The 17,602-nt window shown below is 73.5% G+C and carries 18 protein-coding genes; 11 read left to right on the top strand and 7 right to left on the bottom strand.

Annotation, left to right across the window (positions count from 1 at the left end):
• The first annotated feature begins 73 nt into the window (after nucleotides 1-73).
• Both HGA03_RS04910 and HGA03_RS04905 read left to right on the top strand, forming a co-directional pair.
• Nucleotides 74-961 (top strand): M15 family metallopeptidase, encoded by an 888-nt coding sequence (locus HGA03_RS04910; RefSeq protein WP_168629118.1) that lies wholly within the window; start codon nucleotides 74-76, stop codon nucleotides 959-961.
• A complete protein-coding gene (locus HGA03_RS04905; protein ID WP_168629117.1) occupies nucleotides 958-1,722 on the top strand; it encodes an NAD-dependent epimerase/dehydratase family protein in 765 nt (254 codons plus the stop codon). The genes HGA03_RS04910 and HGA03_RS04905 overlap by 4 nt, the downstream gene beginning before the upstream one ends.
• A gap of 386 nt (nucleotides 1,723-2,108) precedes the next feature.
• Here HGA03_RS04905 and HGA03_RS04900 read toward each other — a convergent pair whose 3' ends face one another.
• Nucleotides 2,109-2,972, bottom strand: a complete 864-nt coding sequence (locus HGA03_RS04900) for a hypothetical protein (RefSeq protein WP_168629116.1) — start codon at nucleotides 2,970-2,972, stop codon at nucleotides 2,109-2,111.
• A gap of 141 nt (nucleotides 2,973-3,113) precedes the next feature.
• Here HGA03_RS04900 and HGA03_RS04895 point away from each other — a divergent pair, with 141 nt between their 5' ends.
• On the top strand, nucleotides 3,114-3,974 hold the full coding sequence (locus HGA03_RS04895) for an aminotransferase class IV (RefSeq protein ID WP_168629115.1): 861 nt from the start codon (nucleotides 3,114-3,116) through the stop codon (nucleotides 3,972-3,974).
• Nucleotides 3,975-4,030: 56 nt separating this feature from the next.
• Nucleotides 4,031-4,240: a hypothetical protein gene (locus HGA03_RS04890; RefSeq protein WP_168629114.1), complete on the top strand. Its 210-nt coding sequence runs from the start codon at nucleotides 4,031-4,033 to the stop codon at nucleotides 4,238-4,240.
• Nucleotides 4,241-4,296: 56 nt separating this feature from the next.
• Here HGA03_RS04890 and HGA03_RS04885 read toward each other — a convergent pair whose 3' ends face one another.
• Nucleotides 4,297-4,866: a Dps family protein gene (locus tag HGA03_RS04885; protein ID WP_203767073.1), complete on the bottom strand. Its 570-nt coding sequence runs from the start codon at nucleotides 4,864-4,866 to the stop codon at nucleotides 4,297-4,299.
• Between the two features lie 157 nt (nucleotides 4,867-5,023).
• Here HGA03_RS04885 and glf point away from each other — a divergent pair, with 157 nt between their 5' ends.
• Nucleotides 5,024-6,166, top strand: coding sequence for a UDP-galactopyranose mutase (gene glf / locus HGA03_RS04880; protein ID WP_168629113.1), 1,143 nt, complete (start codon nucleotides 5,024-5,026; stop codon nucleotides 6,164-6,166).
• Here glf and HGA03_RS19545 read toward each other — a convergent pair.
• The 3 genes from HGA03_RS19545 to ligD (HGA03_RS04865) form a co-directional block, all read right to left on the bottom strand.
• Nucleotides 6,157-7,503 (bottom strand): ATP-binding protein, encoded by a 1,347-nt coding sequence (locus tag HGA03_RS19545; protein ID WP_168629112.1) that lies wholly within the window; start codon nucleotides 7,501-7,503, stop codon nucleotides 6,157-6,159. The genes glf and HGA03_RS19545 overlap by 10 nt on opposite strands.
• Nucleotides 7,504-7,682: 179 nt before the next feature.
• Entirely contained in the window at nucleotides 7,683-8,564 is an 882-nt protein-coding gene (gene ligD / locus HGA03_RS04870) for a non-homologous end-joining DNA ligase (protein ID WP_168629111.1), read from the bottom strand.
• Nucleotides 8,561-9,487 (bottom strand): non-homologous end-joining DNA ligase, encoded by a 927-nt coding sequence (gene ligD, locus HGA03_RS04865; RefSeq protein ID WP_168629110.1) that lies wholly within the window; start codon nucleotides 9,485-9,487, stop codon nucleotides 8,561-8,563. Before ligD (HGA03_RS04865) ends, ligD (HGA03_RS04870) begins: the two co-directional genes overlap by 4 nt.
• Nucleotides 9,488-9,563: 76 nt before the next feature.
• Between ligD (HGA03_RS04865) and ku the strand changes: the two genes are divergently transcribed.
• The 5 genes from ku to HGA03_RS04840 all read left to right on the top strand — a co-directional run bounded on the left by ku (nucleotide 9,564) and on the right by HGA03_RS04840 (nucleotide 13,718).
• Complete coding sequence (ku, locus tag HGA03_RS04860) at nucleotides 9,564-10,598, top strand: non-homologous end joining protein Ku (protein WP_168629109.1); 1,035 nt, start codon at nucleotides 9,564-9,566, stop codon at nucleotides 10,596-10,598.
• Nucleotides 10,599-10,601: 3 nt separating this feature from the next.
• Nucleotides 10,602-11,675 carry a PHP domain-containing protein gene (locus tag HGA03_RS04855; protein ID WP_239073442.1) on the top strand — a complete coding sequence of 358 codons (1,074 nt, stop codon included), beginning with the start codon at nucleotides 10,602-10,604 and terminating at the stop codon, nucleotides 11,673-11,675.
• A 132-nt stretch (nucleotides 11,676-11,807) separates the two neighbouring features.
• A complete protein-coding gene (locus HGA03_RS04850; RefSeq protein ID WP_168629108.1) occupies nucleotides 11,808-12,089 on the top strand; it encodes an HU family DNA-binding protein in 282 nt (93 codons plus the stop codon).
• Between the two features lie 115 nt (nucleotides 12,090-12,204).
• Nucleotides 12,205-12,627: a Fur family transcriptional regulator gene (locus tag HGA03_RS04845; RefSeq protein WP_168629107.1), complete on the top strand. Its 423-nt coding sequence runs from the start codon at nucleotides 12,205-12,207 to the stop codon at nucleotides 12,625-12,627.
• 44 nt (nucleotides 12,628-12,671) lie between these two features.
• Entirely contained in the window at nucleotides 12,672-13,718 is a 1,047-nt protein-coding gene (locus HGA03_RS04840; protein WP_239073443.1) for a threonine aldolase family protein, read from the top strand.
• A 710-nt stretch (nucleotides 13,719-14,428) separates the two neighbouring features.
• On the opposite strand, the gene HGA03_RS04835 is transcribed toward HGA03_RS04840, so the two are convergent.
• Nucleotides 14,429-16,294, bottom strand: coding sequence for a DEAD/DEAH box helicase (locus tag HGA03_RS04835; RefSeq protein WP_168629106.1), 1,866 nt, complete (start codon nucleotides 16,292-16,294; stop codon nucleotides 14,429-14,431).
• Between the two features lie 181 nt (nucleotides 16,295-16,475).
• Complete coding sequence (locus HGA03_RS04830) at nucleotides 16,476-16,889, bottom strand: CoA-binding protein (RefSeq protein WP_168629105.1); 414 nt, start codon at nucleotides 16,887-16,889, stop codon at nucleotides 16,476-16,478.
• A 116-nt stretch (nucleotides 16,890-17,005) separates the two neighbouring features.
• Between HGA03_RS04830 and clsA the strand changes: the two genes are divergently transcribed.
• Entirely contained in the window at nucleotides 17,006-17,602 is a 597-nt protein-coding gene (clsA, locus tag HGA03_RS04825) for a cardiolipin synthase ClsA (protein WP_168629104.1), read from the top strand.

The following is a 17,602-nucleotide window of genomic DNA, read 5'->3' as shown; positions in this document are numbered from 1 at the left end:
TCCGGGCTGGCCACCGGCCCGGAGCGGGGGCAGACTGGATCGGTCGTCCCCTCCGCCGACCTGAACGAGTCCCATGCCCAGCCGCCCTCCCGTCCTCCCGCGCACCCTGACCGGGGTCGCCCTGGCCGCCGTCCTCGGCGTGACCGGGGTGGCGCCGGCCGTGGCTGGCGCGCCGTCCGCGTCGTCCACCACCGCTGCGGCATCCGCTGCTGCTTCGGCGCCCACCGCTGCTTCGGCACTCACCGCTGCTTCGGCACTCACCGCTGCTTCGGCACCCACCGCTGCTTCGGCACCCACCGCGATCACGCCGCTGCCCACCGGCCCGTGGCCCGACCCGCGGCCGAATGCCGACCGGCTCGCCGACACCCTCGGCCCGCTGACGGTGACCGACGACCCGGCCGCGCTGACCGTGGTCGTCAACAAGCAGCGCCCGCTGCCGCTGGACTACGCCCCCGCGACGCTGGTGCCGGTCGACGGCGGCGTGATCGAGCTGCGTCCCGAGGCCGCCGATGCCCTGGCCGCCCTGCGCGCCGCGGCCGCCGCCGAGGGCATCACGCCCACCCTGATCTCCGGCTACCGCTCCGCCGCGCGCCAGGCCGAGGTCTACCAGGGCTGGGTCGGCCGGATGGGCGGGGACAGCGCGGACGAGGTCTCCGCCCGGCCCGGCTACTCCGAGCACCAGACCGGCCTGGCCGTCGATCTGGGCAGCAGCAGTCGGCCGGAGTGCGACCTGAGCCAGTGCTTCGCCGACACCGCCGAGGGACAGTGGCTGGCCGCCCACGCCGAGGAGTACGGCTTCGTCGTGCGCTACACCGCGCAGAACCAGGACCGCACCGGCTACCGGCCCGAGGGCTGGCACCTGCGCTACGTCGGCGCGGAGGTCGTCGACCAGCTGCATCAACGCCACGCCGCCTCGCTGGAGGAGCTGTACGGGCTGCCCGGCGGCGCGGAGTACCGGTGAGCACGGTCGCGGTCACCGGGGGAGCGGGCCGGATCGCCCGGTACCTGCGCGACGGCCTGCCCGCCACCGGCTGGACCCTGCGCCCGATCGACCGTGAACCCGCCGACGGCGTCCAGGCGATCGACCTCACCGCCGACGACGCGATCGACCATCTGACCACCGCCTTCACCGGCTGCACCGCGGTCGTGCACCTGGGCGGGATCGCCACCGAGGCCGACTGGCCCACGATCCTCGGCACCAACATCGACGGCAGCTACCGGGTCCTGGAGGCCGCCCGACGGGCCTCGGTGCGCCGGGTGGTGCTCGCCTCGTCCAACCACGCGGTCGGCTACCACCCGGTCAGCCCCGGTCCCGTGCCCGCCGACCTGCCCGGTCGTCCCGACTCGTTCTACGGCGTGTCCAAGGTCGCGTTGGAGGCCCTGGCCGCGCTCTACGCCGACAAGTACGGCCTGGAGACCGTCGCACTCCGGATCGGCCAGTGCGCCGAACGCCCACTCACCACCTTCGACCTGGGCATCTGGCTCAGCCCCGGCGACGCGGTCCGGCTGGTCGACGCCGCCCTGCGCGGCCCGGTGACCGGCCCCACCGTGGTCTGGGGGATCTCCGCGAACACCCGCGCCTGGTGGGACCTGTCCAGCGCCCGCGCCCTCGGCTACCACCCCGAGGACGACGCCGAGACCTGGGCCGACCAGGTCGAGCCCTACACCGGCCCGCCCGGCGTCCTCGGCCACGACATGATCGCGGTCGACCCCCTGGCCTGACCCCGCGCCGCGGGGTGCGCCCGGCGACCCCCTGGCCGGACCCTGCGCTGCGGGGTGCCCCCGGCGGCCACTGGCCGGACCCTGCGCTGCGGGGTGCGCCCGGCGGCCGCCTGGCCAGAGCCCGCGCCGCGGGGTGCGCCCTGGCCAGAGCCGGCCCCGCGGCCTGGCTCCGCTCGCCCAGGCCACCTGTTCCCCGGCGCCCGGCCACCCGTGTCCCGCAACTCGGCAACCCGGCAGCCCGGCCCTGTGGCCCGACCACCCCCTGTGCCCGACCGCCCGTGCCACGTAACCCGGCCATCCGCCGTTGAGTGCGAAGAAACTGCCACGATCCGGGCGGTTTGGGCGACAGCTTCTTCGCACTCGTCAGCGGGCAGTCGCCCGCGCGGTCAGCGGAGGGCGGCGCGGAGCTGGGTGAGGAACTCGGCCGGAGCGCGCAGGTCGTCCGCGGTGCAGGTCAGCATCCGCCAGCCGAGGGACTCCACGGCACGACGGCGTGCGACATCGCGGCGCCAGGTGCGGCGGTCGGTGCGGTGCAGGTCGCCGTCGTACTCGATCGCGATCCGGGCGTTGGAGTAGCTCAGGTCAGGGCGCGCCACGAACCGACCCATGCGATCGAACACCGGACGATTGACCTCCGGGCAGCCGAGTCCGGCGCGCACGATCAGGAGCCGTAGCCGGGACTCCGGGCACGAGTCGGTTCCGGCGCGGAGCAGTGGCAGCGCCTCGAGCGCCCGGCGCCGGCCACGCGACCGCGCCGGCATCCGCTCGGCTGCCCGGCTCAGTTCCCGGACGCTGGACAGCGCGGCACGCCGACGGATCAGCGCGTCGCCGAGCACGACCAGCTCGTCCACCGTGAGCTCGCCGGCGAGCTGCAGCCAGAGCGCCTCGGGCATGATCACCGGCAGACCGTGCCGGAGCATCACCGGGGACCGGGACGGCAGTCCGGTGTGGGCGACCACCCCGGACCTATGCGGCCGTTGCCCCGCTGTTGTCACCTGGATGTGGATCGCCTCGGGTCGGGACAGCCCCTCCGGCCGATCGACGCCCAGCAGCGCGATCGCCGTCGCATGACTGAAGACCGCGCTCCGGGGGAGGACCGGTCGCAGCTCCCGGCAGCGAGCGGCGACATCGTCCGGCATCGGCGGTGCCCCGGTCGCCCGGACGCCGCGGATGGGCCGCCGCAGCACCCGCAGCCGTGCAGCCCCGACCCCGCGAGCACGCCCCTGCGCCACGGTGAACACCTGATCCATGCCCGGACCCTCCCGCACCCGGCCACCCGCCCGCGACCACCCCGACCCCCACCTGTGCACAACCTGCGACGAGTGCGAAGAAGCTGTCACGATCCGAGCGGTTTGGGCGGCAGGTTCTCCGCACTCGTATACCGTGCGGGGATGGACGTGAGCAGCACGATCTTCTGGGTCAACGGCGAGCTGGTGCCAGCGGAGCGGGCGACCGCCTCGGCGCGGGACCACGGGCTGGTGGTCGGTGACGGGGTGTTCGAGGCCGTGAAGGTGGTGCGCGGGCAGACGTTCGCGCTGCGGCGGCACCTGGAGCGGATGGCGCGCTCGGCGGCCGGGATGGGGCTGCCGGGCTACGACGCCGACCGGGTGCGCGCGGCCGCCGCCGAGGTGATCGCCGCGAACCGGGAGCTGCTGGTCACCGACTACGACCTGCTGCGGATCACGTTCACCGCCGGGCCGGGGGTGCTGGGCTCGGGCCGGATCGCCGCCGACGCGACCACGCCGACCCTGATCCTCGGGCTGACCCCCGGCCACGATCCGGACCCGCAGGTCGGGGTGATCACGGTGCCGTACCGGCGCAACGAGGTCGGCGCGCTGACCGGGCTCAAGACCACCTCGTACGGGGAGAACGTGCTGGCGCTGTCGCAGGCGCATGCAGCGGGTGCGGGGGAGGCGGTGTTCGCCAACACCCGGGGTGAGCTGTGCGAGGGCACCGGGACCAACGTGTTCGTGGTGCGGGACGGGGAGTTGCTGACCCCGCCGCTGTCCTCCGGCTGCCTGGCCGGGGTGACCCGGGCGCTGGTGCTGGAGTGGGTCGGCGCGCGGGAGGTCGATCTGCCCTACGACGCGCTGACCGACTCGGACGAGGTGTTCCTGACCTCCTCGGCCCGGGACATCCAGCCGGTGGTGGCGGTGGACGGCCGGCCGGTGGGCGACGGGACGCCGGGGCCGGTGACCCGAGCGGCGCAGCAGGCGTTCGCGGTGGGTCAGGCCCGGTCGCTGGAGCCGTGACGCGCCGAGCCCGCCGAGCGGTGGTCCGCGGCGGCCGCAGGCGGTAGAACCGTGCCATGAGCTCCAGCCCCCGCGACCTGACCTCCGACCCCGCCGCCGAGCGGCTGGCCGACCCGCGCCTGTCCGAGGCCGAGCTGCGCGCCCGCGATGCCCGCAGCGGCGGCGACCCGACCCGCGGCCCCCGGTCCCTGCAGGACGCCGAGCTGCTGCCCGACGACGAGGAGATCGCCGCCTCCGACGACTGGGACGAGCCCGAGCGCCTCTGACCCCCAGGCGAAAGCCCCGGACACCGCGTGGGTGTCCGGGGCTTCGTCGTGCGGGATCAGCCGTGCGCGCCGGCCTTGGCCGCCTTGGCTGCCTTCTTCTCCCCGTCGGCGCCCGCGGTGCTCAGCGCGCCGCCGGCCGACTCCAGGTGCGCCCGGACGAACCAGTGGAACAGCTCCAGCTCGTGCAGGTGGCCGACCAGCAGGTCGTTGGTGACGGTGTCGAGCTCCTCGGTCTCCTCCGCGGCCTTGCGGTGGTCGCTGATCACGCCGACGTAGACCTCGTTCAGCGCGCCCAGGTGCTCGATCGCACCGGCCCGGCCGATCGCGTAGTCGTCCCAGCTGCGGGCCTTGACCAGCGCGCCGGGGGTGCCGACCGGGGCGACGCCGAGGGTGGCGATCCGCTCGGCGATGGCGTCGACCATCTCCCGGACCTGATCCACCTGCGGGTCGATCATCTCGTGCACCGCGATGAAGTGCGGGCCGGTGACGTTCCAGTGGATGTGCTTGAGGGTGAGCTGCAGGTCGTTCAACGCGTTCAGCCGTTCCTGCAGGATGGCGGCGACCTTGGCACCGTCCTCGACGGTGAGGGAGGGGACGGTGTACTTCGGGAGAGCGGGGCGGGCCATGATCATCCTCCTGAGGGATCTGGAAGCGTTCAAGACCCACCGTGCCCCGGGCCGACCGGCTCCGCAACCGCTGGACCGCCCGTGACCAGGCCATCGACTCCCCGCCGCGCTGGCTAGACTCGCCCGGACCACCCCAGTCGTCGTGGAAGGCTCGTGCATGGATCTGCTCGTCGTCGGTGCCGGGCTGTTCGGGCTGACCATCGCGGAGCGGGCCGCCGAGGCCGGGCTGCGGGTGCAGGTGATCGACCGCCGCGACCACCTGGGCGGCAATGCCTGGACCGAGGTCGACCCGCAGACCGGCATCGAGGTGCACCGCTACGGCTCGCACATCTTCCACACCGGCAACGAGCGGGTCTGGGAGTACGTCCGGCGGTTCACCTCCTTCACCGGCTACCGGCACCGGGTGTACTCGACCCACGGCGGCACGGTGTACCCGCTGCCGATCAACCTGGGCACGCTGAACCAGTTCTTCGGCACCGCACTGGGACCGGACGCGGCCCGGGCGCTGGTCGCCGAGCAGGCGGCGCAGGTGGACGGGGCGGCGGCGACCACCCTGGAGGACAAGGCGATCTCCCTGATCGGCCGGCCGCTGTACGAGGCGTTCATCAAGGGCTACACCGCCAAGCAGTGGCAGACCGACCCCCGCGAGCTCCCGGCCTCGGTGATCACCCGGCTCCCGGTGCGCTACACCTACGACAACCGGTACTTCTCCGACCCGTACGAGGGGCTGCCGACCCACGGCTACCCGGCCTGGTTCGAGGCGATGGCGTCGCACCCGCGGATCGACGTGGCGCTCGGGGTGGACTTCTTCGACCCCGGTCAGCCGCTGAACAAGGCCGCCACCCGCGGGCAGCTGCCGATCGTCTACACCGGGGCGCTGGACCGGTACTTCGACCACGCCGCCGGGGTGCTCGGCTGGCGGGGCCTGCGGCTGGAGACCGAGGTGGTGGACACCCGGGACTTCCAGGGCACCAGCGTGATGAACTACGCCGACCCGGACGTGCCCTGGACCCGGATCCACGAGTTCCGGCACTTCCACCCCGAGCGCGAAGACCGGCACAGCCAGGAGCGCACGGTGATCATGCGGGAGTTCTCGCACACCGCCGGTCCGCAGGACGAGCCGTACTACCCGGTCGGCACCGCCCAGGACCGGCAGCGGCTGGCGGCCTACCGGGAGCTGGCCGCCCAGGAACCCGGCGTGCACTTCGGCGGGCGGCTGGGCAGCTACCTGTACCTGGACATGCACATGGCGATCGCCTCCGCGCTGAGCCTGTGGGAGCGGCTGTCGGCTCAGCGCTGACGGCCCTCCGGCGCCGGGAGCAGGACTCGGAGCGAGAACCACTGGTCGGCGGCGTGCACGGTCATCGAGCCGCCGTACTTCTCCGCGGTGTACCGGATGCTCTTCAGGCCGTAGCCGTGGCTGTCCCGGTCGGCGTGCCGGGTGACGATCTGCCCGTGCTCGGTGCGCAGCTCGCCGGTGTAGTAGTTCTCCACCGTGAACACGGTCAGGCCGTTGCGGCTGTGCAGTGCGAGGGTGACCAGCCGCTTGTCCGGGTCGGGCACCGCCTGGGCGCCCTCGATCGCGTTGTCCAGCGCGTTGCCGACCACGGTGCAGATGTCCATCACGGACAGGAAGTCCAGCGCCCGGCCGTCGGCGACGCAGGTCAGGTCGATGTCCCGCTCGGCGGCGGCCAGCGACTTGGTGGTGAGCAGCACGTCGAGCACCCCGTTGCCGGTGCGGGCCTGCTGCTCGTAGGTCTGGACGCTGGCCTCCAGGTCGTCCAGGAACGCGGCCTTGCGCCCGGGGTCCGCCTCGGCCCGGATCACGCCGATCTGGTGTTTGAGGTCGTGGTACTTGCGGTTGATCCGGTCCATGCTGCGCTTGGAGACCAGGTACTGCTCGTGCTGGGTGCGCAGGATCTCGTCGATGGCGCGCAGTTCGGCGGCGGCCCGCTGTTGCAGGTGCTGGCCCTGCTGGGCGTAGAGCGCCACGAAGCCGCACAGGTCCACCAGGGTGCGGATGTAGAAGATCTCCAGCCCGAGCCGGCCGCTGAACGGGCTGTTCACGGTCATGAAGCTCAGATTGCTGACCAGGAAGGTCACCCCGGCGATCGCGGCGGCTGAGGCCAGGTCACGCCGGCTGATGTCCAGTTGCAGGTCGGGCCGGAAGTGCCGGGACTCGATCACCCAGGCCAGCACGAACGCGCCGACATAGACCAGCACCAGCACCAGCGCCCGGGGGAGCAGCGGCCCCGCCACCTGCTGGCCGTCCCGGACGAAGAAGTAGCAGTGCAACTGCCAGTGCAGCGCGGCGACCAGCTCGGCCAGCACCAGCGCCCGGGCGCAGAAGTACCCGGCCTCCCGCACCGTGATCCGGGCCGCGGACCAGATCGTGACGAACATGACCGCCACCGCCATCGCCATCCCGAAGGACCACAGCGACAGCGGCAGCTGCCCGGCCAGCATCTGCACGCCGATCTGCGCCGCCAGCCCGAGCGCCAGCAGCGGCACCAGCCGGCGCCGGCGCATCCGCTTGCGCAGCAGTAGGACGTAGACCAGGCAGGCGGACCACTCCGCGATCCCGGTGAGCTCGCGCGGGATGTCGGGCAGGGCCTGCGACAGCTGGGCGACGATCACCGCGACCGTCCGCCGCGGTCGTCATCGACCATGCCGATCCGGATCACGGGGCTCGAACCTCACCTCGAAGTGCTCGGCGTCCGGCATGGCCTCGCCACGGTGGGGGCCCGCCCCCCTGCGGTCGCACGCCCCGCGATGGTACGGGGGCGCTCGATCGCGTGTCACGTCACGAATGGGTGTCAGACCGGGTCGAAGGGATCGCCCTGGTCCTCCAGCCGATCGATCACCTCGGCGGGGGTGAGCTGGGTCAGGCCCGGTTCGATCTCCGGCCACCAGCGCGGGGCTGCCACCGCCAGGCGTTCGCGGCCGCGGAGCGAGTAGGGGGTGATCGTGGTCTTCGCCGGGTGGTTCTGCGACCAGTCGAGCAGCACCTTGCCCCGGCGCAGTTCCTTCTTCTGGCTGGCGACCACCTGGCGCGGGTGGGCGGCGGCCAGCTCGTACGCCAGATCGCGGGCGTACTGCCGGATGGTCAGCACATCCCGTTTGCCGTCCAGTGGGGCGTAGAGCTGCAGACCCTTGGACCCGGAGGTGACCGGCACCGTGACGTCCAGCCCGTCCTCGGCCAACCGGTCGGCGACCAGGTGCGCCACCCGGGCGCACTCGTCCAGCCCGGCCGGCGCGCCCGGGTCCAGGTCGATCACCAGCCGGTCCGGGTTCCGCAGCCCACCCCGGGGCCCGACCCGCCACTGCGGGGTGTGCAGCTCCAGCGCGCCGGCGTTGGTCGCCCACACCAGCCCGGCCACGTCGTCCAGGAACGGCAGGTCGAGCTCCTTGCCCTCGTCCTCGGCCCCGGGGGCGGCGCGCAGTGTCTGGCGGCGCAGCCAGGACGGTGCACCGCGCGGGGTGTTCTTCTCGAAGAACTGCTGCCCGGTCACCCCCTCGGGGAACCGGATCCGGGTCACCGGCCGGTCCCGGAGTTGGGCGAGCAGCGGCTCGGCGACCCGCACCACGTAGTCGACCGCCTCGGCCTTGGTGAACCCGCCGGGGTAGAGCACCTTGTCCAGGTGGGTGAGCTTGACGTCGCGGTCGCCCACCCGGACCACCTGCGGCTGATCGGTCATCGTTGCTCCCAGGGATCGACGTCGGTGTCCTCGCGCAGCCCGCGGATCACCGGCTGCCGGAGCCGTCCGGTGGGGGTGCGGGCCAGGTACCGCACGTCCACCAGCAGCTCCGGGTCCACCCACACCGTGCCGCGGGCGTCCTCGGCGGGCACCGGTTCGGCCAGCGGCGGGTCGTCGCGGCGCAGCGGGGCCAGCAGCCGGGTCAGGTCCATCGCCACCGGCCCGGTCAGCCCGGAACCGGCCCGGCCCAGGTAGCGCAGCCCGCCGTCCGGCCCGGGGGCGGCCAGCAGCAGCGAACCCAACCGTCCGGAGCCGGTGGTCTCCGGTCGCCAACCGCAGACCAGCGCGGTGCGGGTGGCCCGGTGCACCGCCTTGACCCAGTCCGGCGACCGGCGGCCCGGCTGGTAGGTCGACGAGCCGCGCTTGGCGACCACCCCCTCCAGTCCCTGCTCGCCGGTGGCCTGCCAGAGCAGCGCGCCGTCGGCGTACACCGGCGACAGCGTGACCGGCACCGGCAGGTCGAGGCGCTCCAGGGTGCCGCGGCGCTCGTCCAGCGGGCTGCGGGTCAGGTCCACCCCGTACAGGCTCAGCACGTCGAAGACCACGTAGCTGATCGGCACCCGGGTCATCAGCCGCTCGGCCTTGCGCCGGTCGCGCACGTGCATCCGCTCGGCCAGCGCGGCGAAGGACGGCACCCCGTCCCGCATCGCGACCACCTCGCCGTCCAGGATCGCGCCGGGCAGGGCGTCCAGGACGTCCAGCTCCGGATAGGCGGGCCCGGCGTCCCGGCCGTTGCGCCCGAGCAGCCGCAGCCGGCCGGAGGTGGTGTCCGCCAGGATGCGCACCCCGTCCCACTTGACCTCGTAGCGCCACTCGTCGCCGACCGGTGGCCGGTCCGGGGGAGTCGCTGCGGTGGCGAGCATGGGCTGCACGGGTCCATCCTGCCCAGAGCACCGCGATTCGTCGCGGGATCCGACCACGCACCGGAGGGAGACGACGATGCGCGCGATCTGGAAGGGTGCGGTGGCCTTCGGACTGGTCAACGTCCCGGTGAAGCTCTACGCCGCCACCGGCGAGCACGAGGTGCCGATGCACCAGGTGCACCGCACCGACGGCGGGCGGATCCGGTACCGCCGGGTCTGTTCGATCGAGGACGAGCCGGTCGAGATGTCCGAGATCGCCAAGGGCTACGAGACCGACGACGGCCGCCTGGTGGTGCTCACCGACGAGGACCTGGCCCAGCTGCCGCTCACCACCGAGCGGGAGATCGAGGTGCTGGAGTTCGTCCCGGCCGACCAGGTGGACCCGATCCTGCTCGCCAAGACCTACTACCTGGAACCGGACCGGACCGCGGCCAAGCCCTACGCCCTGCTGCGCGAGGCGCTGGCCGCCACCGACCGGATGGCGGTGGTCAAGGTCGCGCTGCGGCAGCGGGAGTCGATGGCCGTGCTGCGGGTCCGCGAGGACGTGATCTGCCTGCAGACCCTGCTGTGGCCGGACGAGGTCCGGGCCGCCGACTTCCCGATCCTGGACAACGACGTGCAGGTCCGGCCGCAGGAGCTGGCGATGGCGTCCTCGCTGGTGGAGCAGCTGGCCGGCGACTTCGACCCCAGCGGCTTCGAGGACCGGTACGTGACCGCGCTGGAATCGGTGATCGAGCAGAAGCTGAACTCCGGGGCGGTGCAGGAACGCCCGGCGGCCGAGGAGGAGGTCGGCGAAGGCGGTCGCGGCGGGGAGGTGGTCGACCTGCTCGCGGCGCTGCAGCGCAGTGTGGAGAAGGCCCGGTCCGACCGGGGCGAGGAGGCGCCGGAGCGGCCCACCCGGAGCCGGTCGTCCGCCGCGAAGACCGCGAAGTCCGGCGCGACCAAGGCCGCCACGTCGAAGACGAGCGCGACCAAGGCCACCGGCACCAAGAGCGGCACAAAGGCCGGCGGCACCAAGGCGGCCGGGAGCGCGAAGACGACCGCCACGGCCAAGAAGCCCGCCGCGAAGAAGCCCGCGGCCCGCAAGCCGGCCACCAAGCGGGCCTCCTGACCCGTGGCAGCCCGCTCGCACCCGGTCCCGGAGCAGGACCTGCCCGCCACCGTCACCGCCGCCCTGCGCCGCGCCGCCTACCTGCTGGAACGCGGGGGAGCGACCTCCTACCGCTCCGAGGCGTTCCGGGCGGCGGTGGGCGCGCTGGAGACCCTCGACCCCGGCGAACTCGCCGAGCGGCTGCGCTCCGGCACCCTGACCGAACTCCCCGGCGTGGGCGCACGCACCGCCGAGGTCGCCGCCGCCGCGGCCGCCGGCGGTCCGCAGCCGTACCTGGACGACCTGACGGCGACGTACCCGGACCCGGAGCTGACCGGCGACGCGGCAGCGCTCCGTGCGGCACTCACCGGCGACCTGCACGCGCACTCCGAGGCCTCGGACGGTGCCACCCCGATCCAGGAGATGGTGCTGGCCGCGATGGAGCTCGGGCATACCTACCTGGCCATCACGGACCACTCGCCCCGGCTCACGATCGCCTCCGGGTTGTCCCCGGCCCGATTGCGCGCTCAGCTGAACCAGATCGAGGCCCTGAACGCCGCGATCGCCCCGTTCCGGGTCCTCACCGGCATCGAGGTGGACATCCTGGACGACGGTTCGCTGGACCAGGAACCGGCGCTGCTGGACCGGCTGGACGTCGTCGTGGCGTCGGTGCACTCCAAGCTCCGGATGGACCGCGCGGCGATGACCCGGCGGATGCGCGCGGCGATCGCCAACCCCCGCGTCGACGTCCTCGGGCACTGCACCGGACGGCAGCTGACCGGCTCCCGCAAGCGTCCTGCCAGCGAGTTCGATCCCGAGGCGGTGTTCGCGGACTGCGCCGAACGGGGGATCGCCGTGGAGATCAACTGCCGCCCGGACCGGCTCGACCCGCCGCACGAGCTGCTGTCGATCGCGGTCGAGGCGGGCTGCCGGTTCACCATCGACACCGACGCGCACGCCCCCGGACAGCTCGCCTGGCAACCGGTCGGCTGCGAGCGGGCCGCCGCCCATGGGATCGGTCCGGACCGGGTGCTGAACACCTGGCCCGTGGACCAGCTCCTGGACTACCTAGACGGGCATCGGGACACTCGCAGCTAGACACGCCGTGCCCCGTCATTGCACGGCAGGGCCCTGATCCCGTTATCGTCTTGGCCGTCGGTCCGCCGGTTCGCAGCCCTTCCCGGGCCCCGGTGCCCCGATCACCACGTCCGATCCACAAGGAGCACATCCGTGAGCGTGAACCGCACCGAGCTCGTCCAGGCGATTGCCGCCAAGGCCGGTCTCACCAACACTGCCGCCGACGCGGCCCTCAAGGCCTTCCAGGAGGTCCTGGTCGAGCAGCTGTCCGCGGGCGAGTCCGTGACCATCCCGGGTCTGTTCGCGGTGTCCCGCGCCGAGCGCGCCGCCCGCACCGGCATCAACCCGCAGACCGGCGAGCCGCTGGACATCCCGGCCGGCTACCGGGTGAAGATCACCGCCGGCTCCGCCCTGAAGCGCGCCGTCGCCAAGTGAGCTGATCGCCCGGAATCACCGGGCGGCAGGCACTGTTCACGAGCCGGGGACCCGTCACGGGTTCCCGGCTCGTGGCCTACCATGGCTGGCTGATCCGGGCGAGAGAGAAGGACCGATGGCCGTCGTGCAGCGCAACACCCGTCAGCGGGCGGAGATCCTGTCCCTGCTGGACGACCTGGACGAGTTCCGCTCCGCCCAGCAGCTGCACGACCTGCTCCGCGCCAACGGCTCCACCACCGGCCTGGCCACCGTCTACCGGGCGGTGCAGACCCTGGCCGAACAGGGCGAGGTCGACGTCCTGCGCTCCCCGGAGGGCGAGTCGGTGTACCGCCGCTGTGCCCGCCGCAGCCACCACCACCACCTGATGTGCCGGTACTGCGGCACCGCGGTGGAGATCGACGGCCCCGGCGCCGAATCCTGGGCGGACCAGGTCGGGGCCACCCACGGCTTCACCGACGTGGCGCACACCATCGAGCTGGTCGGCACCTGCGCCGACTGCCGGGCCAAGCTGGCCGCCGGGATCGACCCCACCCCCTGAGTGGCCGGTCCGGAGCACTGCCCGGACGGCGGCACAATGGCGGGGTGGACACCCTGCACGACACCGACGCCCGAACCTTCGCCTCCGACAACTACGCCGGGGTGCACCCGGAGATCCTCGCCGCCCTCGCCGCCGCCAACGGTGGTCACCAGCGGGCCTACGGCGCGGATGCGTACACCGCCCGGTTGCAGGAGGTGCTGCGCGGCCACTTCGGCGAGGCGGCGGTCGGCTACCCGGTGTTCAACGGCACCGGTGCGAACGTGCTCGCCCTGCAGACCATGCTGCCGCGCTGGGGTGCGGTGATCTGCGCCGAGACCGCCCACATCAACACCGACGAGAACGCCGCCCCCGAGCGGATCGGCGGCCTGAAGCTGCTCACGGTCCCCACCCCGGACGGCAAGCTCACCCCCGAGCTGATCGACCGGCAGGCGCACGGCTTCGGCGACCAGCACCGCGCCCAGCCCGGGGTGGTGTCGATCACCCAGACCACCGAGATCGGCACGCTCTACCGCCCGGAGGAAATCGCGGCGATCACCGAGCACTCACACGGTCTCGGCCTGCGGGTGCACGTCGACGGCGCCCGGCTGGCCAACGCCGCCGCCGCCCTCGACCTGCCGATGCGCGCGTTCACCACCGACGTCGGCGTCGACACGATCAGCCTGGGCGGCACCAAGAACGGCGCCCTGTTCGGCGAGATCGTCGTGGTCCTGGACCCGGAGGCCACCCCCGGCATCGACTTCCAGCGCAAGGTCGACATGCAGCTGGCCTCCAAGATGCGGTTCGTCTCCGCGCAGCTGATCGCGCTGTTCGAGGGCGACCTGTGGCTGCGCTCCGCCCGGCACGCCAACGCCATGGCCGCCCGGCTGTCCGCCGGCGTCGCCACGATCCCCGGGGTCCGGCTCACCCAGCCCACCGAGTCCAACGGCGTGTTCGCCGCCCTCCCGCCCGGCGCCGCCGACCGCCTGCGCGAGAACGCGGCGTTCTTCTACGACTGGAACCGTGCGACCGGCGAGGTGCGCTGGATGTGCGCCTTCGACACCACCGAGCAGGACGTCGACGACTTCATCGCCGCGGTCCGCGCCGCGGTCTGAGCCGCCCGCGGTCTGAGCCCCGCGGGCGTCCGACGCCGGCGTCGCAGAGGCTGACTGCCTGAGGACCGCGGGTGCCGACGTTCGACGCCGAGGCCGTGGCGCGGGTCCTCGGGCCCGCCCTGGGCCGCGCGCCCTTGCCTGCGGCCCGCCCCTGCGCTCCACCCGAGCCCGCGTCAGCCGCGTCGAGAGTGCACGAATGCACGCTTCCCGCGCGCTGAGGCGTGCATTCGTGCACTCTCGGCACCGAGAGCCTCCGGTAGGGCCGTCGGCGAGTGCCGGGCGAACGGGAGCCGCCCGGATTCAGCAGCGAGGGCCCGGCGAGAGCGCCCACGAGGCCCATCCGAAGCCCGACCGGCTCCGGCCCTCGCGTCGGCAGCGTCGAGGTTGCACGAATGCACGCTTCCCGCGTGCCGAGGCGTGCATTCGTGCACTCTCGGCACTGGGGGAGCCGAGCGAGCGGGAGTCATGCGGGTCCGGCAGTGCGGGCTGGGCGAGCGTGGGCCGCGCGGCTTGTCCGACGCACGGCCCCGGCTGAGGCCCGGGTCCGGAGCGTCGAGAGTGCACGAATGCACGCCTCCCGGGCGCTGAGGCGTGCATTCGTGCACTCTCGGCACTGGGGGAGCCGAGCGGCAGCGGGGGCCGGGCGAGCGGGAGCCGGGCGGCCGAGCCGGGGGCGGCGGAGGCCGGCGAGCGGAGGCGCGCCCGGCGGGTCAGTACCGGTCGCGGTGGCCGGGGACGCGGCCGCGGCGGTCGTCGGACGGGCGGCGGGGACCGCTCTCGTGCCGGCGCTGGCCGCCCTCACGGTGTTCGCGGTGGTCGCGGCGCGGGCCCTCGCCGCCGCGGGAGCCGGCACCCGGGGCGCCACGGCCGGGGCGGGGGCCCTGGTCGGCCTGGATCCGCAGCGGGCGGCCGGCGACCCGGGCGCGGCCGATCCGCTCGAAGGCCTCGGAGGTCAGGCCGCCGGGGATCTCCACCAGCGAGAAGCTGCTGAAGATGTCGATCTTGCCGAGGTCCTGCCCGGTGAGGCCGCCCTCGTTGGTCAGCGCCCCGACGATCGCACCGGGCTGCACACCGTGGTTGCGGCCGACGGCGACCCGGAACCGGAGCGCACCGGTGGGTCGGGCGGCGTTGCGCGGGCGGTCCGGGCGGTCGTGGTGGTCGCCGCGGCCGGTGTCGCGCAGGCTGGCGCGGGACAGGGCGTCGTCCAGGTCGTCGCCCTGCTCGCCGCGGGGCGCGGGGCCCTCGTCGCCGACCGACAGTGCGGCCAGGGTGGCGATCAGCTCGACCGGGTCCAGCTCGGGGTGCTCGGCCAGGAACTCGGTGGCGGCGGTGCGGTACAGGTCCAGGCGGCCCTTGTCGTGCCGGGCCGGGACGCGGCCGAGCAACTGGGTGACCCGGTGGGCGGAGACGTCCGCGGGGGAGGGGATCTGCACCTGCTCCAGCTTCTGGCGGGTGGTGCGCTCGATCGCCCGGAGTTTGCCGTTCTCGTTCGGGGTGACGAAGGTCAGCGCCTCGCCGGTGCGGCCGGCGCGACCGGTGCGTCCGATGCGGTGCACGTAGGCCTCGGGCTCGCCGGGCACGTCGAAGTTGACCACCAGGCCGATCCGGTCGATGTCCAGCCCGCGGGCGGCGACGTCGGTGGCGACCAGCACGGAGATCGCACCGGAGCGGACCCGCTCGACGATCTTCTCCCGGTCGCCCTGCGCCACGTCGCCGGAGATGTAGGCCGCGGCCACCCCCCGCTCGACCAGGGACACCGCCACGTCCTCCGCGGCGGACCGGGTCCGGACGAAGACGATCGCGGCGTCGGCGTCGGTGACCGCCAGCACCCGCGCCAGCGCACCGGCCTTGTGCCGGAACGGCACCACGGCGTAGGTCTGGCGGACCGAGGCGACGGTGGAGGACTGCCGGTCGACCTGGATCGCGACCGGGTCGGTGAGGTGGTCGTTGGCCACCCGGCGGATCTGCGGCGGCATGGTGGCCGAGAACAGTGCGACCTGGCGCTCCTTCGGCGCGGCGGAGGCGATCCGGTCGACGTCCTCGGCGAAGCCCATTCGCAGCATCTCGTCGGCCTCGTCCAGCACCAGGAACTTCACGCCGTCCAGCGTCATGGTGCCGCGGTCCAGGTGGTCGATCACCCGGCCGGGGGTGCCGACGACGACCTGGGCACCGCGCTTGAGCGAGCGGACCTGCGGCAGGAAGGGCGACCCGCCGTAGACCGCGACGACCTCCAGGCCGTCGATGCCCTCGGCGAAGGAACTCAGCGCCTCGGCGACCTGCTGGGCCAGCTCACGGGTGGGTGCCAGCACCAGGGCCTGCACCTCGGGCAGCTCGGGGTCGACCGCGGCGAGCAGCGGCAGGCCGAATGCGGCGGTCTTGCCGGTGCCGGTCTGCGCGACGCCGGTGATGTCCCGGCCGGCCAGCAGCGCGGGGATCGCCTCGGCCTGGATCGCGGTCGGGGTGGTGAAGCCGAGGTCGGTGACCGCGCCGAGCAGGGCGGGCGGCAGGCCGAGATCGGCGAAGGTGACGGCGGGGGTCTCGTCGGTGGTGGGCAGGGCAGGGTCGAGCACGGTCATGCAACACGCCTTCGCTGGGGGGTGACGGCGTCGGACCGGCCGGGTTCGGCCGGGAACCGGTCGCGTCTTCCCACACCCACATCGAGGCACAGCAGGCCTCAGCACAGCCACACGGGATTTGCGACGGACTCCGTCAGGAGCGACCAGTCTACTCCCGGCCGGTCACCGCGCCGCCGTGACGTCAGACACCCAGACCCAGCCGGCGCGCCTCGATCGCCGGGCAGCGGTCCATCACCACGTCCAGCCCGGCCGCCTCCGCCCGGGTCGCCGCCGCCTCGTCCACCACCCCCAGCTGCAACCACACCGCCCCGGCACCGGCCGCGATCGCCTGGTCCACCACGGCGCCGGCCAGCCCGGCGTTGACGAACACGTCCACCACGTCCACCGGTTCCGGGATCTCGGCCAGGGTCCGCACACCGGGCGCGCCGTGCACCGTCTCGGCCCGCGGGTGCACCGGCACGATCCGGTGACCGAGCGACTGCACCAGCGCGGACACGCCGTAGGCCGCGCGGGCGGTGTTGCCGGACAGCCCGACCACCGCCCAGGTGCCGGGGGTGGTGAGCAGACGCTGGATGGTGGCCGGGTCGTTGCGCATCCACTCAGACAAGCACGCCACGTACCTGCACCGCCCGCCGGAGGTCCCGGGAATCACCCCGCGCCTGCATAGGATGGGCGCTGGTCCACGCCGGAGCGACGAGTTGGGAGGTGCCCGTGGCGCAGCCCGAGATCAGCGACCGCGTGTGGACGATCCCCAACGTGATCAGCTTCATCCGGTTGCTGATGGTCCCGGTGTTCGCGGTGCTGATCGCGCAGGGGCACGACGGCTGGGCGCTGCTGGTGCTGGCCGTGTCGGGTGCCAGCGACTGGCTGGACGGGGTGCTGGCCCGCCGGCTCGGCCAGGTGTCGCGGTTGGGCCAGGTGCTCGATCCCGCCGCCGACCGGCTGTTCATCCTGATCACCCTGCTCGGCCTGGCGCTGCGCGGCGTGGTGCCGTGGTGGATGGTCGGCGTGCTGCTGGCCCGGGAGCTGATGCTGTTCGTCCTGCTGCTGTTGCTGGCCCGGCGCGGCTACGGCCCGCTGCAGGTGCACCTGGCGGGCAAGGCCGGCACCTTCGCGCTGCTGTACGCCTTCCCGCTGCTGCTGCTCGCGCACTGGGGCGGCGTGGTCGGCGACCTGGCGTCGGTGTTCGGCTGGGCGTTCGCCTGGTGGGGGATCGTCCTGTACTGGTTCGCCGGGCTGTTGTACGTGCGCCAGGCCTGGCCGCTGATCGTGCGGGACGACGCACCGGGCCACCCGGCCGCCGTCTGA

The organism is Cellulomonas denverensis (assembly GCF_012396125.1).
In the GTDB taxonomy this organism is placed as follows: Bacteria; Actinomycetota; Actinomycetes; order Actinomycetales; family Cellulomonadaceae; genus Cellulomonas; species Cellulomonas denverensis.
Note: the sequence above shows the minus strand (reverse complement) of the source record. Positions and strands in the feature narration are given on the sequence as shown.